Below are 17332 nucleotides of genomic sequence, written 5' to 3' on the forward strand. Positions count from 1 at the left end.
ACCTTACTACTGAGCCGCGAACTCAAATTTCTATTTGATGCCTGTTCAAATAAGCCGGCAAAGGACTAAATCCACGGATAGGTCTAACCTAGTTGCGCCATAGTTCACCTTTGCCGGTGGTTATTTTAATTAATTTATTTAGAATTCTTTAGAATAAAAATATACCCAAACAGAATCGTATCACTGCAGAAGGACGGTTGATACCGTCTTTCGCTTTGATAAATATGAATTCTTATTTCTTGGAATTTTACTACGGCGTAAATCTAAAGGTTGTGCCTTTTCGGCCAACCATCATTTGTTCTACAATATCAAAGCAGCTATTCGGAATTTGAAATTCCGAATCCTCTGGTTTCTCTGGCTCCTCTGGCGCAAGTCTGACCGCAGCGGTGACTGGTGTGTTTTATTAGGCAGTCTTTGACTGCATGATAGTTTTCGGGCTTAAGTATTCATCTTTACTCTAACCACTGATAACTGACAACTGTTAACTGGTTTACTAAAAAAAATATTTCTGACCTCAGACCACTGTCAACTGACCACTAATTACTATTTTAGTAGCCTAACTTATACGAATGAAAAACTTTGGACTAAGAGTAGCGCTTCTTTGTTTGCCGATACTCTTCTTTTTAGTTGCCTTTTTTTTGTACAAACCTCATAAGGTATATACCGTGTTACCCGTGAAGGATTCACTGGCGTATAATCTATATACTTATTCAGATACAATAAAGCCGTCTCTTGATTATTCTACAGCCTCAATTGTGTCAGCTAACAAAGACTCCATCACATTTACCTATAAATTAGATACCGGCAATACTGCCCCTTTTGCAGGAATAACCCTGTTATCAAAAGCCCGTGAATTTCTATTTATAGATACCTATGATATTTTTGAAATTGAATTGTATACCTCACTTGCCAAACGTCCACAGATTTTATTAGGCGTAGCATCATCGGATACCATAGCAAATAAAGGCGCGACAGAAAAATACATCACCAAAGATCTGGATCTGATTCAGGGGGAACATACCTATCAAATACCATTAAAAGAATTCACCACACCTTCCTGGTGGTATGTCAATGAAGGAATTTCTGAAAAAGATCTTGCAAACGTAGATTTTACACGTTTGCACATGATCAATATTCAAAACTGTCAACTGATCGCACGCAATACCGAAGATAAAATTACGATCAAACAGGTCCGGTTCATAAAAGATGTCAAATGGTTTTATATTCTATCTGTCATTTTGATTGCCGCATATTATGCGTTGTGCTATTTCTTTATTGTCGTACAGGCTTCGCCTAAACAAACCACTGAAAAGATTGAGATCCGTTATACACCAATCGAAATGGTAAATCATTCTGAATTAGATTTAGATAAGCTGGTATCATATCTTTCATCTCATTATGACAATTCCGAATTGTCGTTAAAGATCATTCAGGAAGGAACAGGTTTATCCGAAACCAAAGTTTCTCAGTTATTAAAAAATGCTTACCAGCTAAGCTTCAAGCAATACCTAAACCAACTGCGCCTGAATGAAGCCAAACGTTTATTAAAAGATGTAAACGTACCCGTTTCAGACATCGCTTATCGAGTAGGCTACGGACACATTTCCCATTTTAATCGTGTATTCAAAGAGCACGAAGGTATGTCGCCCAACGATTACAGAAAAAAGGAGTAGTCAGTTGTCAGTAAACAGTGGTCAGCCAATTATAAATCATGAGTTATAAATTATAAATTGAACGCTTATTTTTTGCTGTAGCATAAAGTAGAACTCCATTTTCAAAAAGAAAGATCCGGCTTTCATTGCCGTCACATTTATGTGACGGATTAAAATCGCTCACAAATACCCCTTTTGCATAGCCATAGCTTTAACTATAGGATTATTTAATAACAATCATTTCCGCCGTGGTATGGCACGTGTACGTTGCAAAACCTCAATCAAATATTTTATTATTTATTCACGTAAACTGCCAACCACCTTTATACTGCCCCCTCGGCGCAAGCATTCGCTTGTGCATCCATACGTAATCCTAATCCGATTACTAAGAATAGAAAAATCATAAGAATCTTAAAATCAATTTATTACAATTTTTACAAAGCATTCACTGAAATATGCATAGTTGCGTCATCTCTCACGGACAACTGTCCACTTACAACTGTTAACTAATTATTAATCAAATCATTAATACTTTTACAAAGAATACCCTGTTTTTTGCAAACTCATCACATCATAAAGACTACCAATCTGTTATGATAATGCAAATATTTCTTCAATTTATACAAATTCAAAGTTTTGATTCGTAGCTAGGTTTGCTTAAACCAAAACCAAAAGTTATGAAAAGAATGTTTGTTACGTTGTGCATGTTGGTTGTTTTTAACCTCTATGTATCACATTCCATTTTTGCTCAAAAAGATATTGTTTCCCGTTACGGTCACTTATCTGTATCCGGAAGTTATATGATGGGTCAGTATAAGGACACGGTGCAGCTGCGGGGTATGTCCTTATTCTGGAGTCAATGGATGCCTCAGTATTACAATGCCGAAACAATGGCTTGGCTTCAGAACGATTGGAAATGTACGGTAATTCGTGCTGCTATGGGAGTAGATGAAGACGGTGGCTATGCGCATAATCCGTCAATCGAACAGGAAAAGATCTGTGCTGTAGTAGATGCAGCAATTGAATTGGGGATGTATGTCATCATTGATTACCACAGTCACCATGCACACAAGAATCCGGATATGGCGAAGAAATTCTTTGCAGCGATGGCAAAAAAATATGGCAAATATCCCAATGTATTGTATGAGATCTACAACGAGCCATTGCAGGATGCAAGCTGGACAAATCACATCAAACCCTATGCAGAAGAGGTGATTGCAGCAATACGTGAACACGACCCCGACAACATCATTATTGTTGGTACACGCCAATGGTCTCAGATGGTTACAGAAGCAGCAGCAGATCCGATCAAAGGAACGAACATTATGTACACGCTACATTTTTATGCAGTCTCTCATGGACAGTATCTGCGTGACGAAGCTGAAAAAGCAATGAGTATGGGTATCGCACTTTTTGTAACAGAGTTCGGAGATTGTGATTATTCAGGAAACGGTGAAATTGGTTATGCGCAGACAGAAGAATGGTTTGCGTTCATGGATAAATATAAATTGAGCTGGTGCAACTGGTCCGTATCCGATAAAAACGAAACCGCCTCCATCATAAAACCCAAAGCCGGAATTAGTAATTGGGACGATTACATGATAACCCCTTCAGGTAAATACATCCGCGAAGAATTGATCAAAAAATACAACGCAGATCTACAGAAAAAGAAAAAGTAATCAGTTGTCAGTAAACAGTAGACAGTAATAACAACTGCATCTATTTCCACAGTCGTCAGACCACTTTTTCAGTGGTCTGACGACTTTTTATATCAGCAACCTACATTCACTCACATCAGCTCCTTCTGCATAGCCCATAGATTTAGCTATGGGATTATTAATATGGCATTATTTTTTCTCGCTGGCGCAAGCATTTGCTTACACTCGTCGTGGTTGTGCCTTTTCGGCCAACCACAATTTGATTTTTTCTCTCCAATATCTTAACCACGGTCTATGGCATTATAGAACAGAATGAATTATCCACTATCAATTACCTACTGTCCACTAACTGACCACTGACCACTAGTTTAGTTAAATTAACTTATTTGTATTAAATTTGAGGTTGAGTGGACATTCTTTTTCTTAGAAATGTTTATCTCGTTCTAAACCGGATTAAACTTTATAAATACATTTATGATTATTGAACCAAGAATGCGTGGCTTTATCTGTTTAACTTCTCATCCAACAGGCTGCGAACAGAATGTGATAAACCAGATCAATTATGTGAAATCTAAAGGAGCTATCGACGGACCTAAAAAGGTACTTGTGATAGGTGCTTCAACAGGCTTTGGTTTAGCTTCAAGAATTACAAGTGCATTTGGATCAAACGCAGCAACCGTAGGCGTATTTTTCGAAAAGCCTGCACAGGAAGGTAAGCCGGGTTCTCCGGGTTGGTACAACACCGTTGCGTTTCAAAAAGAAGCAAAAAAAGCAGGCATCTATGCAAAAAGCATCAACGGAGATGCATTCTCAAATGAAGTAAAACAAAAAACAATCGACTTGATCAAAGCTGATTTAGGTCAGGTTGATTTAGTAATATACAGCCTTGCATCACCGGTGCGTACAAACCCGGTTACAGGTGTAACACACCGTTCCGTATTGAAGCCGATCGGTGCATCGTTTAGCAACAAGACAGTTGATTTTCATACAGGAAATGTATCAACAGTTTCTATTGAACCGGCAAACGAAGAAGACATAACAAACACGGTAGCTGTAATGGGCGGCGAAGACTGGGGTATGTGGATCGATCAGATGTTAGCAGCTGGTGTTTTGGCAGAAGGCGCTAAAACAGTAGCGTATTCATACATCGGACCTGCGTTGACAGAAGCGGTATACCGCAAAGGTACAATAGGTAGAGCAAAAGATGATTTAGAAGCTTCAGCATTTACCATCACAGATAAATTAAAATCGGTACATGGCAAAGCATATGTTTCTGTAAACAAAGCATTGGTTACACAAGCAAGTTCCGCTATTCCCGTTATTCCATTATACATTTCATTATTGTATAAAGTAATGAAAGCAGAAGGTATACACGAAGGTTGCATCGAACAGATTCAACGTTTGTATGCACAGCGTTTGTATACAGGCAAGCCGGTACCTACAGATGAAAAAGGACGTATCCGTATCGACGATTGGGAAATGCGTGAAGACGTTCAGGCAAAAGTTGCAGCCCTGTGGGAACAGGCAACAACCGAAAGCCTTGCAGAGATCGGTGATCTGAAAGGATATAAAAATGATTTCTTAAACCTGTTCGGATTCGCAGTAGATAAAGTAGATTATCTTGCAGATGTGAATGAAGATCTTACGATCGAAGGATTGGTATAAGCGGAACGCTTAAGGCCTAAAGCTGAAAGCGTTTGAGTTTCATATTTAAGAGAGTCCCGCTTCATAAAAGCGGGACTCTCTTGTTTGCTGGCCACACTAAACCCGGTGTTGTGCCATCGGCCAACAACCCGCTTCTCTACGATGCTTTGCTGTTGTTGGTGTTTCCGCCAGTTATGATGATGAGTTAATGAGCAGAGAACAACGCGGATCACCAACAACCTTGTCTGCCAACTCACTATAATTTACAATCCTACCTTGTCATGTGGTTGTGCCTTTTCGGCCAACCACATGACAAGGTAACAGTAGAACTTTAACATTCCGCGTTAATACTTAAGCTTTAGGCATTCCGCCTTCCGCCCTAAGCGCATAAAAAATGCAACTTTATGTTTAATTAATCATAGAAGCATAGTACATTTGAAAGGAATTCTATCGAACATCGTTATAGTAAAATGAAAAGTAATTTAGACCGTTTTAAATATATATTAGTCTGCGTAGGGATTGCATTTGTTATGCTTTCCTATTATGTATACCAGATCTTTTTTACCGCGAACTTCGGCAACAAAGAAGACAGTAAGGAGTATGTTCTATACATACGCTCCGGCGCCACATTTCAGGATGTCATTGATACGCTCGATAAAAATAAAGCATACGACGATAAAACATCTTTTGCCTTCATTGCAAAAATGCTCGGCTATCAAGAGCATGTGAAGTCCGGACGATACATCATTCCTGTCGGCTCAACCAATTTACAGGTAGTACGCAAATTACGCAGCGGTGCTCAGGACCCCATTCGTATTACATTCAACAGCATTCGTTTAAAGTCTGAATTTATTGAACGCATAGGAGGGAAGTTTTCTTTTGGAAAAGACACCCTGGGAAGACTTTTATCAAATCCCGATATCTGTAAAAAATATGGCTTTGATACATCTACCGTCTTAGCAATGTTTTTGCCAAACACCTACGAATTTTATTGGTCCTTAAGTGTAACAGATTTCATGAACCGCATGAAACAAGAGTACGATACCTTCTGGACACAGGAACGTAAAGACCTTGCTTCTGCTGCCGGCTTAACTCCTGTGCAGGTAACCATCCTTGCTTCCATCGTAGATGCAGAAACAAATCAACCGGTAGAAAAATCAATTGTTGCAGGCGTATACATCAACCGTTTAAATATTGGCATGCCTTTACAGGCAGATCCAACGGTGAAGTTTGCCCTGGGCGACTTCGCCATCAAACGTATCAATCACGACCTGATCGAAGCAGCAGGCAGTTCACCGTACAATACCTATAAAGTACTTGGCTTGCCCCCGGGACCTATTAATATGCCATCCATCACAACAATTGATAGAGTATTGCATTATCAATCCCACGATTATTTGTTCTTCGTTGCAGATCCTGCCAGACCAGGTTTCCATACATTCAATGAAGATTATCGTTCACATGTGAACAAAGCAAATACATATCGCAAAAGTCTCAACAAACGCAACATTCATTAAGTATGATCGAACATGATGTGCAGATCCGTGTCCGCTATTCTGAGACCGATCAAATGTCATATGTGTATTATGGAAATTACGCAAGCTATTTCGAAGTAGCACGTGTGGAAGCATTTCGGCACATCGGTTTTTCCTATAAAGAAATGGAAGATGCGGGAATTATGATGCCCGTATTGGAATACAAGACGAAGTACATCAAACCGGCTAAATACGATGACTTACTTACCATTCGCGTACGTATTAAACAAAAACCCGGTGTTCGCATTACATTCGATTACGAAGTATACAATGAAGAAAAAGTATTGCTTACCATCGCCGAAACCACCTTGGTATTTATAAACAGCAGTACAGGTAAACCGATATTGCCCCCTCAGGAATTCATGTCATATTTTGAAAAATTTTATGCCTCATGATTAAAAAAGCTAAAGCAAGATTTTATTCGCATCCGATTACGATGTATACAAAACATCGCCTTTCCAAAGTGAAGGTAGGAGATAGAAAGGTGCCTTTGCTTATATTTTTAGGAATCTTATTTAAAAAGCTCAACAACGACGACATCAATGTACGTGCTAAAAGTATAACGTATGATTTTTTCTTATCCATCTTTCCGGGCATCATCTTTTTATTTACACTGATCCCGTATGTTCCGATCGCAAATCTCGACAAACAGATCCTGGAGGCATTGGCAGACTTTCTGCCGGCAAGCATCTTTGCCTCTGTTGAATCTACATTAACCGATATCATAGCAATTCCACGCAAAGGCTTACTCTCTTTCGGTTTCTTATTTGCATTTTATGCTGCCAATAACGGCATCATTTCAATCATCAATACATTTAATCATTGCTATAAGACCAAAGACGAACGAAGCTTTTTTTCCAAATTAGTAGTAAGCACAAGCATTCTGTTTTTATTGTTCCTTGTCGTTGTAGGTGGCGGTGTTGTGGCCTGGTTTTTAAGAATCGTGTACGATGGAGTAGAGCAGGGCTTCGGTGTAGCTAGTTTTCAACTGTATTTCTTGTTCTTTTTGCGCCTCTTTGTAATGTTCTTTCTGATTATTATGAGCATTTCTGTGATCTATTTTATAGCACCTTCGGTTCACGAACGATGGAAATTCTTCTCCATCGGTTCGGTTACCGCTTCAATCCTATGCTTTTTATTCACCCTCGGCTTCGGATATTATATCGAACATTTTAATTCATACAATAAATTGTATGGATCCATAGGAGCATTGATCGGGTTCTTATTGCTGGTTTTTGTGAACATATTAATGCTTCTTGTTGGTTTTCAGATTAATGCATCTTTGAATTTGGCGCACGGAGTATCAAAAAAATAATTTTTTAGACGTACAATATGTCGAATTCTACTAGTAGAATGAATTGATAGTGTATAGGTTACAATAAAAAGTATTGCCTTTTTTTACTCAAAATGAGGGTATTGATATTAGAATTTATTAACATAAAGTATAATTTTTTTCGGAATTCGGTTACTTTTTGCCTATTTTAGCAGACTAGTAATTATATCAATACTTCAACTTATTACTAAATAAATACAAAACTCAAACTTATATGATTAAGAAGTTTAATCTGAAGCTTATTGTGTTTTTGATTGCCTGGATGTCCTCGATAGTGCTCTCGGCTCAAATCAACTCCTCAACGGCTGTTGTACCATTCGGTGCAAACCCAAATTATGGTACCAACGGTATTATGCCAACCAATCTTCCTTCTGGAGGAGCTTATGGTAAGTCTCAGGATGCTGCAGACGCATATATCGAATGGAGAAACGCGTATACCGAAGCATGTAGCGGTGGTATGTATCGTATTAAATTTGATGAACCCAACCGTACAGTATCAGAAGGTATAGGATATGGTATGCAATTAGCAGCCTATGCAGCCGATAAAGTATTGTTTGATGGTTTATATACATATTGGAAAAACTTTAAATCTCCCAACTCTTCTGGTAAATCAGGGAAGTTGATGAACTGGAGAATTGAAGGTTGCGGTCCAACAGTAAGTGGTACAGGTAGTGCTGCCGATGCCGATGTAGATGCTGCATGGGCATTATTGATTGCAGAGAATCAGTGGCCAACTGCAACAAGTCCATTCGACTATGCTTCTGAAGCAACAAACATGTTGTTTTCGATCAGAGAATTGGAATTGAACTCTTCAGGTCAATTGATCAACGGAGATGGATGGGGTTTTGCAGATAACTGTAGAAACCCAAGTTATCAGTCTCCTGCTTATTATCCTTTTTTCGCTACAAACAATGTAACATATGCAGGCGCATGGAACTCTGCAGTTAATTCAGCTTACTCATTAATTACTGCAAATGCAGACGGTACAACCGGTTTGATTTCAGATTGGTCAAATCCAAGTGGTAATAGAAATACATGTAACCCGGGTGGTCTAGGTTATGCTGCAACAGACGGTTATGGATACGATGCTTGTCGTAACCCATGGAGAATGGCGCAGGACGTTATCTGGAATAACAGTGCTGCAGGTAAAACACAATGCGGTAAAATTGCTACGTATTTGAGTGGCAGAGGATCTGCTGGTAACGTAGGTGGTCCTTTATACCAAACTGGAGGTAACTATTCAGGTTATGCGCACAACGCAACATTCGTTGCAACATTTGCAACAGCTGTAATGGGTTCTTCAAACCAGACATTGATGAACTCAATGTATACTGAAACAAAGAACACAAAAGATGTAATCAAACAATCAACACTTTCAGGATATTTTGGTAATACATTACGTTGCGTTGCCTTATTCATGATGTCAGGTAACTACTGGAAACCAGGTACAACTTCTATTCAGGAAATAAATGTACGTCAAGCTACAAACAATGTATTGACTGGTACTACATTTGACTTCCAAAATCAGCAGATTGCTCCTCCGGGAACAGGTAAACCAATTACATTTACAATTGAAAACTTAGGTTTTACTACATTAAATTTAACAGGAACAACTAAAGTAGCATTGTCAGGTACAGATGCAACCCAGTTTTCAGTTGCACAACCTTCTGCCAATTCATTGACTTTAGGTGCAACAACAACTTTTGTTGTTACATTTAACCCTACAACTACAGGTACAAAAAATGCTATATTAACAATAGCAAGCAACGATCCGGATGAAAATCCATATACGATTAACATCACAGGTATCGGAACGCTCAATGCAACAGCTGCTAAAATGAAAGTTTACGATACAATTAACGTATTGTCTAGCGGTTCCACTTTTGCAATGGGTGCATTCACTACAAGTTCCGTTGGTTATAAGACTTTAAAAATTACCAATACAGGTGATGCTCCACTTACAATCAGTGCTGCATCATTCTCTGGTACAACCCCACCGTTTTCTTTATTAGGAACTGCTCCTATACTTCCTAAGACAATCGCTATTGGTGCAACTGGTTATTTAACGGTTGGTTACAATGCTCCGGCAACAGTAACCAATAGTTCATCTACTATGACACTGACAACAACAGATGGTACTTCACCAACGTTCACGTTGCTGCTGACTGCAAATTCTATTGCTTGTTCTTCGTCACCTTCAAATAATATACTGAATGACTACGATGGTAACGTGAATGTGAAAATTGCTTTCGCTCCACATGGCGCATTTTCACCTATTGCAGTCAATCCTAGTGTTGGAGGTTTGGACTTAAGCCCAACTGTGGCAAGTTATGTTCGACCAAGTGCAGGAACAACCACACCAACAGTATGGGATGGTAAATATGACATCATCCGTTATTACAATTGCGGTACAGTTGCAGGTGCAACACATGCAGCATCTACATATGTTGCATTCAACATGACAACTGCTGCTCCGACAGTTCAGATCTTATTCTATTCTCCGGCTGTAGGTGTTCCTATTACACTTTCACCTCAGAAGCCGGATTTAACAACCACTTCTGGATGGTTGCCAATTAATGCAGATTACTCAAGTAATATTAGTGTTACTACTACAAAAGCAAATCAGTGGGAATTGTTAACGTTCGATTTGAGTAAAATCATTTCTCCAACAAACTTAACAGCGAATATCAAATGCTTTGATATTCAAATTGACCCCTTAATGGCATATTCCAGCTTACCGGCAAATTCCGCCGTATCTGCAAGAACATTCTACATCGATGAAATCAAATACGGTATCAATCCATGTATAAACGACTTGTCAGGCGTACTGCAGGATTTTGATGCACACACAAATACAACATTGGATTACGCAGTAGCAGCACTTTCTGCTCCTGTAGCAAATCCGGTTTCAGGTGGTATCAATACATCTCCAAACGTTGGTCAGTTTACAAAAACGATCAATGCTGCAACATACGACGATGGTTTCAGATACGATGGTTGCGGTAATAAAATAGACCTTTCTACAAAGAAGTATATCAGTATGCTGGTATATTCTCCGGTAGCAAATGCTTCTATTCAAATGTCAGCTAAAGTTCCGGATGGCGCTGCCGATATAGATACATATCCGGATGATGCAGCTTCAAGCACACAATTAACTGTGTTTGCAAACAAATGGCACAGACTTTATTTTGATTTGTCTGCTGTTTCAGCAGCAAACCTTCCGAACGTATTTGGTATAGATATCTTCTTTGATCCAAACGACCTTTCAGCGGTTTCATCACCAAACAACAAATTCTATTTTGATGATATCCGTCTTGAAACTGCTTTACCTTGCGTAGCGGGTATTCCTGCAACAGATATTTTAAATGACTTTGAAGACAACCGTTATTTAGGAGTTGTGTTCCCGGGTGCAGCAGCTTTCAATACAATTAAAGCAAACCCTGCTCCAACAGGTATCAATACAAGTGCAATCGTAGGTGAATTTACAAGAGGTACACTTACTGCAGGAACTTCTGTACGTTTCTCTGCTTGTCAGGGCAAATTGGATTTAGCTCCGGGTCACAACCTGATCGACTTGAAAATATATTCTCCAAATGCAAAAGTAGCAGTAGTTATGTCGCTTAAAAATGCCGCTGGTGTTTCATTAAGTGATGTAACAGATACGATACAATTAGCAAATACCTGGACGAACTTACGCTTTGATCATACAAATATCATGAACTCAACAGCAGTTGCGTTTATAGATATCATTGTAGATCCAAATGCAGTATATTCTGGCGGATCTTCTACTGCAGCAGCAAGAACATACGAATTTGATGATCTTAAATACGCAGCACCAGCTCCGGAGATCAATGTAAAGGCATTAACTTCGCCATCAACGGATATCCCAAGCACAGGTGCATTCAACATGGGTACTGCTGCAATTGGTGATAGTACAACTACACTTACATTCAGTATTCAGAACAATGGTTTACAAACATTGAACCTGACAGGTACACCTGTATTGAAATTAGGTGGTGCAAATGCAGCTGATTTTGTGGTAACAACAACTCAGACATTCAGTACAACAGTGGGTTCTTTGGGTGCAACAGGTTTCTCTGTGTATTTCAAACCTACAGGTACAGTAACAGGTGCTAGATCTGCATCATTGACTATTTTGAACAACGATTCAAATGAAGGTAGTTATGTTATTTACCTGAATGGTACAGCAACGTCAGCAATTATTAAAGTATTGGATGGTGGTTTAACATCGTCTCCGATCATTGCTTCAAATAATACAACACCGATCAATGTTGGAACTTCATCCGTAGGAGTAGCAGCTACTGCTTATACAATGAGCATTAAAAATACAGGTACTGCTCCATTGAAGATTACTTCAATAACACCATCTGCAGGATTTACAGTAACAGCACTGTCACCGGCAAGCCCAATTGCACCAAGTGCATTTTCAACATTTACAGTTACAGGTACTCCTGCAGCAACGGGTGTAAATGCAGGTACAATAACAGTTGTGTCGAGTGATCCCGCAACTCCTTCATATGTAGTGAACATTACCGTTACAGGTAGCGTTCCTGTAATATCTGTATTGGATGCAGCAGCAGCAGCAGTTGCAAACAACAACACCACAGCAATCTCTGTAGGTTCAGGACCGGTAGGATCAGCAGCAACACCTGCTTATACATTCACAATTAATAATACAGGTTCTGCTCCGTTGACGATCTCATCGATTATCGGTACAAGTGGTTTCTCTGCTTCTGCTTTGAATCCTGCAGGTCCGATTGCAGTAGCAGGAAGTGCAACATTTACAGTAACAGGTACACCAGCAGCAGCAGGTGTAAACACAGGTTCAGTTACAATTGCATCGAACGATCCTGCAACACCTTCTTATAAAGTAAACATAACCGTAACAGGTACAGTACCGGCATTGCAGGTATTGAACACAACAACGGTATTGGTGAACAATGCAACACCGGCTATTTCAGTTGGTACTGCTACGGTTGCAACTGCAGCAACTGCATATACATCATTCTCTATTAAGAATACTGGTGCTGCACCGTTAACATTGACTTCGATCACAGGTTCTACAGGGTTTGCTGTTACAGCAATCACTCCAACAGCTCCGGGAACGATCGCAGCAGGCGGAACAGCAACATTTACTGTAACAGGTACTCCTGCAGCTGTAGGTGCAAATACGGGCACAATTACAATTGTAACCAACGACCCTACAACGCCATCGTTTAAAATAAACGTATCGGTAACGGGTACTGCCGCTGCAACACCTGCATTACAGGTATTGAATACAACAGCGATTCTTACAAACAACGCAACACCTGCAATCTCTGTTGGTTCTTCAGTAGTGGCAACAGCTGCAACAGCATACACTTCATTCTCTATTAAGAATGCAGGTACAGCAGCCTTGACATTTACTTCGATCACAGGTTCTACAGGATTTGCAATCTCTGCGGTTACTCCGGCAGCTCCGACAACAATCGCAGCAGGCGCATCAGCAACGTTTACCGTAACAGGTACACCTGCAGCAGTAGGCGCAAATACAGGTACAATCACAATTGTAACGAACGATCCTACAACACCTTCATTTGTTATAAATGTATCCGTAACAGGAACATCCGCTCCGTTACCGGCATTACAGGTATTAAACAGCGCAACAGTTCTTGTGAACAACGCAACACCTGCAATCTCTGTTGGTTCTTCAGTAGTGGCAACCGCTGCAACAGCATACACATCGTTCTCTATTAAGAATAACGGTGCAGCAGCCCTGACATTTACTTCGATCACAGGTTCTACAGGATTTGCAATCTCTGCAGTTACGCCGGCAGCTCCGACAACAATCGCAGCAGGCGCATCAGCAACGTTTACCGTAACAGGTACACCTGCAGCAGTAGGCGCAAATACAGGTACAATCACAATTGTAACGAACGATCCTACAACACCTTCATTTGTTATAAATGTATCCGTAACAGGAACATCCGCTCCGTTACCGGCATTGCAGGTATTGAACACAACAACTGTTCTTGTAAATAATGCTACTCCTGCTATTTCAGTAGGTACTGCAGGTATTACAACTCCTGCAACAGCATATACATCGTTCTCTGTTAAGAACAATGGTACAGCAGCCTTATCATTGACTTCGATCACAGGTTCTACAGGATTCGCTATCTCAGCGATCACTCCAACAGCTCCTGCATCCATCGCAGCTGGTGCGTCAGCAACATTCACCGTAACAGGCACACCGGCAGTAGCTGGTGCAAATGCAGGTACAATTACAATTGTAACAAACGATCCTACAACACCTTCGTTTGTGATCAATGTAAGCGTAACCGGAACAGTAGCTCCGCAATTACAGGTATTGAATGCCGCAACAGTGCTTGCAAACAATGCAACACCTGCTACTTCAGTAGGTTCGTCTGCAGTAGGTTCAGCAGCAACAGCATATACTTCATTCTCTATTAAGAATGCAGGTACTGCAGCATTAACATTTACATCGGTTACAGGTTCTGCTGGATTTGCAGTTTCTGCAGTTACTCCAACAACACCTGGATCAATCGCAGCAGGCGGAACAGCAACGTTCACCGTAACAGGTACTCCGGCAGCGTTAGGTGCAAATGCGGGTACAATCACGATTGTAACCAACGATCCTACAACACCTTCATTTGTAATAAATGTAGCGGTAACAGGTATCGCAGCTTCAACACCTGCTGTACAGGTATTGAATACAACTGCAATTCTTACAAACAATGCAACACCGGCAATTTCAGTTGGTTCTGCACTTACAGGTACTGCAGCAACAGATTACACATCGTTCTCTGTTAAGAACGTAGGTACAGCAGCCTTAACATTTACATCGGTTACAGGTTCTACAGGATTCGCTATTTCAGCGATCACTCCAACAACGCCTGGTTCAATCGCAGTAGGTGCAACAGCAACTTTCACAGTAACAGGTACTCCAGCAGTAAACGGTGTAAATACAGGAACGATCACTATCGTGACCAACGATCCTACAACACCATCGTTTGTGATCAATGTGTCTGTAACAGGAACAGTTCCTGCACTACAGGTATTGAATGCAGCAGCAACCGTAACAAACAACAATACACCTGCTATATCAGTAGGTACAGCTACCGTTGCTACAGCAGCTACAGCGTATACTTCGTTCTCTGTTAAAAATACAGGTACGGCACCGTTAACATTGACATCGATTACAGGTTCTACAGGATTTGCTGTTTCAGCAATCACTCCAGCAACACCTGCAACGATTGCTCCAAACGGTACTGCTACATTTACAGTAACAGGTACTCCTGCAGCAATAGGTGCAAATACAGGTACACTTACCATTGCAACGAACGATCCTACAACACCTTCGTTTGTAGTAAATGTTAGCGTAACAGGTACAGCAGCTCCAACACCTACAGTACAGGTATTGAACAGCGGAACACCGGTAACAGCAAACAACGCTACAGCAATCTCAGTAGGTTCTGCAGTAGCAGGTTCTGCGGCAACAGCATATACGTCGTTCTCTATTAAGAATACAGGTTTAGCTGCATTGACATTGACTTCGATCACAGGTTCTACAGGATTCGCTATTTCAGCGGTTACTCCAACAACACCTGCAACGATCGCAGCAAACGGTACTGCTACATTCACCGTAACAGGAACTCCTGCTGCATTGGGTGCAAATACCGGAACCATCACAATCGTTACCAACGACCCTACAACACCTTCATTTGTAGTAAACGTTACGGTAACAGGTACAACACCTCCTGCACCGGCATTAAAAGTATTGAATAGCGGTGCAAACGTTGCAAACAACAATACTCCTGCAATCTCAGTAGGTTCAGCAGTAGTTGCAACAGCAGGAACTGCATACACATCGTTATCAATTAAAAATACAGGTAATGCACCGTTAACATTAACTTCGATCACAGGTTCTGCAGGATTCGCTATCTCAGCGATCTCTCCGGCAGCACCGGCAACAATCGCAGCAAACGGAACAGCAACGTTCACTGTAAAAGGAACACCTTCAGTAGTAGGAGCAAATACAGGAACGATCACAATCGTTACCAACGATCCTACAACACCATCGTTTGTAGTAAACGTATCCGTAACAGGTACTACCGCTCCTCAGGCCACAGTAAGCGTTCCGGGTGCAACAAACAACGGTCCTGCGGTATCTATTGGTTCGGCAGTAGTAGGAAATCCTACATCTCCGTACACATTCACAATCACTAATACAGGTACGTTACCACTTAATGTAGCTAATATCACATCAACTAATCCGGACTTTATTGTAACGCAAGTGTCACCGACTACAATCGCACCAGGTGCATCGGGTACATTCACAGTAACAGCAAAACCATCTGCGGTTGGTACATCAACAGGTCAGATTGTAATACCAAGCAATGACCCAGGTGGTGATTTCAAAATCAATGTAACAGCAACAGGTACAGGAGCTCCTGCAGGTCCGGCCATTCAATTGAAAAACTACGATGGAGTAATCGTTGCAAACAACGGTTCATTGGTAATCGGTTCAGCATTGATCAATACACCAACGCAGCCGCATATCTATACAATTACAAACATCGGTGGCGCGGATTTAATAATCACAAACATCGTTGCAACATCAGGATTCAGTGCTACTAAACCTAAGCCGTTAACAGTCTCTGCAGGTCAAAGCGTTACATTTACCATTACAGGTACGCCGACCAATGCAAGTGCTACAACATGGGGTACAATCACGATCCTTACCACCAACAATACGGACGGTACATTCACATTCAATGCAGGCGTAAATGTTGGTACACCTACAGCGTTAAGATCATTAAGCAGCACAGACATCTCAATGTTCCCGAACCCGACTGCATTAGGCTACTCAAACATCGAATTCAACGGTGCATATGACGAAGTTGTAGTAACAGTATACAGCGCAGATGGAAGCAGAGCAATTATTAAAAACTTCTCTTCTGTAGTTGAAGCTACAAGACAATTAGATATACAGGAATTACCTTCAGGCGTATACTTTGTAGAAGTAGCAACAGCACAAGGTATGATCGTACAAAGATTGATCAAACAATAAGGATCGTAAGATCTAAAACAAAAGGCTCCCCCGATAACTATCGGGGGAGCCTTTTTTGTTTAGATAATCTCAATAAAATCCGAACCCGATCACCCCAAAAGAAAAAAACAACCACCGCAGTAATCGTGTCTATCCTGCAATCCTTTAATCGTGTCCGCGATAGCATTACAACAAACCTATAAGGTTCTGAAAGTGTAACAGCCATACATAACTAAACAACGATTCCACGAATCAAAGATTATAACTTAAGGAGCAGGTCCATCGATGAAAAAAACGTATGGGTTTCGTTTCGATAATCTTAATAAAATCCGAACCCAATCACCACAAAAGGAAAAAATAACCGCCGCAGTAATCGTGTCTATCCTGCAATCCTTTAATCGTGTCCGCGATAGCATTACAACAAACCTATAAAGTTCCGA

At 40.6% G+C, this 17332-nt stretch carries 7 protein-coding genes; all 7 read left to right on the forward strand.

Annotated elements, in window-relative coordinates; translation table 11 throughout:
- Positions 1-569 precede the first annotated feature (569 nt).
- The 7 genes from A3EE_RS0112915 to A3EE_RS0112945 all read left to right on the forward strand — a co-directional run bounded on the left by A3EE_RS0112915 (position 570) and on the right by A3EE_RS0112945 (position 16913).
- A complete protein-coding gene (locus A3EE_RS0112915; protein WP_018343872.1) occupies positions 570-1673 on the forward strand; it encodes a helix-turn-helix transcriptional regulator in 1104 nt (367 codons plus the stop codon).
- A gap of 656 nt (positions 1674-2329) precedes the next feature.
- Positions 2330-3331 carry a glycoside hydrolase family 5 protein gene (locus A3EE_RS0112920; RefSeq protein WP_026209762.1) on the forward strand — a complete coding sequence of 334 codons (1002 nt, stop codon included), beginning with the start codon at positions 2330-2332 and terminating at the stop codon, positions 3329-3331.
- A 453-nt stretch (positions 3332-3784) separates the two neighbouring features.
- Entirely contained in the window at positions 3785-4975 is a 1191-nt protein-coding gene (gene fabV, locus A3EE_RS0112925) for an enoyl-ACP reductase FabV (protein ID WP_018343874.1), read from the forward strand.
- Between the two features lie 449 nt (positions 4976-5424).
- Entirely contained in the window at positions 5425-6471 is a 1047-nt protein-coding gene (mltG, locus tag A3EE_RS0112930; RefSeq protein WP_018343875.1) for an endolytic transglycosylase MltG, read from the forward strand.
- Between the two features lie 2 nt (positions 6472-6473).
- Positions 6474-6884 carry an acyl-CoA thioesterase gene (locus tag A3EE_RS0112935; RefSeq protein ID WP_018343876.1) on the forward strand — a complete coding sequence of 137 codons (411 nt, stop codon included), beginning with the start codon at positions 6474-6476 and terminating at the stop codon, positions 6882-6884.
- Positions 6881-7804 carry a YihY/virulence factor BrkB family protein gene (locus tag A3EE_RS0112940; protein WP_018343877.1) on the forward strand — a complete coding sequence of 308 codons (924 nt, stop codon included), beginning with the start codon at positions 6881-6883 and terminating at the stop codon, positions 7802-7804. Before A3EE_RS0112935 ends, A3EE_RS0112940 begins: the two co-directional genes overlap by 4 nt.
- A gap of 232 nt (positions 7805-8036) precedes the next feature.
- Positions 8037-16913 (forward strand): glycosyl hydrolase family 8, encoded by an 8877-nt coding sequence (locus A3EE_RS0112945; RefSeq protein WP_018343878.1) that lies wholly within the window; start codon positions 8037-8039, stop codon positions 16911-16913.
- Positions 16914-17332 lie beyond the last annotated feature (419 nt).

It is taken from the genome of Cytophaga aurantiaca DSM 3654, from assembly GCF_000379725.1.
Lineage (GTDB): Bacteria > Bacteroidota > Bacteroidia > Cytophagales > Cytophagaceae > Cytophaga > Cytophaga aurantiaca.

Bases quoted from the DNA above. Each gene is read 5' to 3' on its own strand.
- A3EE_RS0112915 (WP_018343872.1), top strand. From the start codon at position 570: ATGAAAAACTTTGGACTAAGAGTAGCGCTTCTTTGTTTGCCGATACTC.
- mltG (WP_018343875.1), top strand. From the start codon at position 5,425: ATGAAAAGTAATTTAGACCGTTTTAAATATATATTAGTCTGCGTAGGG.
- A3EE_RS0112940 (WP_018343877.1), top strand. From the start codon at position 6,881: ATGATTAAAAAAGCTAAAGCAAGATTTTATTCGCATCCGATTACGATG.
- fabV (WP_018343874.1), top strand. From the start codon at position 3,785: ATGATTATTGAACCAAGAATGCGTGGCTTTATCTGTTTAACTTCTCAT.
- A3EE_RS0112935 (WP_018343876.1), top strand. From the start codon at position 6,474: ATGATCGAACATGATGTGCAGATCCGTGTCCGCTATTCTGAGACCGAT.
- A3EE_RS0112945 (WP_018343878.1), top strand. From the start codon at position 8,037: ATGATTAAGAAGTTTAATCTGAAGCTTATTGTGTTTTTGATTGCCTGG.
- A3EE_RS0112920 (WP_026209762.1), top strand. From the start codon at position 2,330: ATGAAAAGAATGTTTGTTACGTTGTGCATGTTGGTTGTTTTTAACCTC.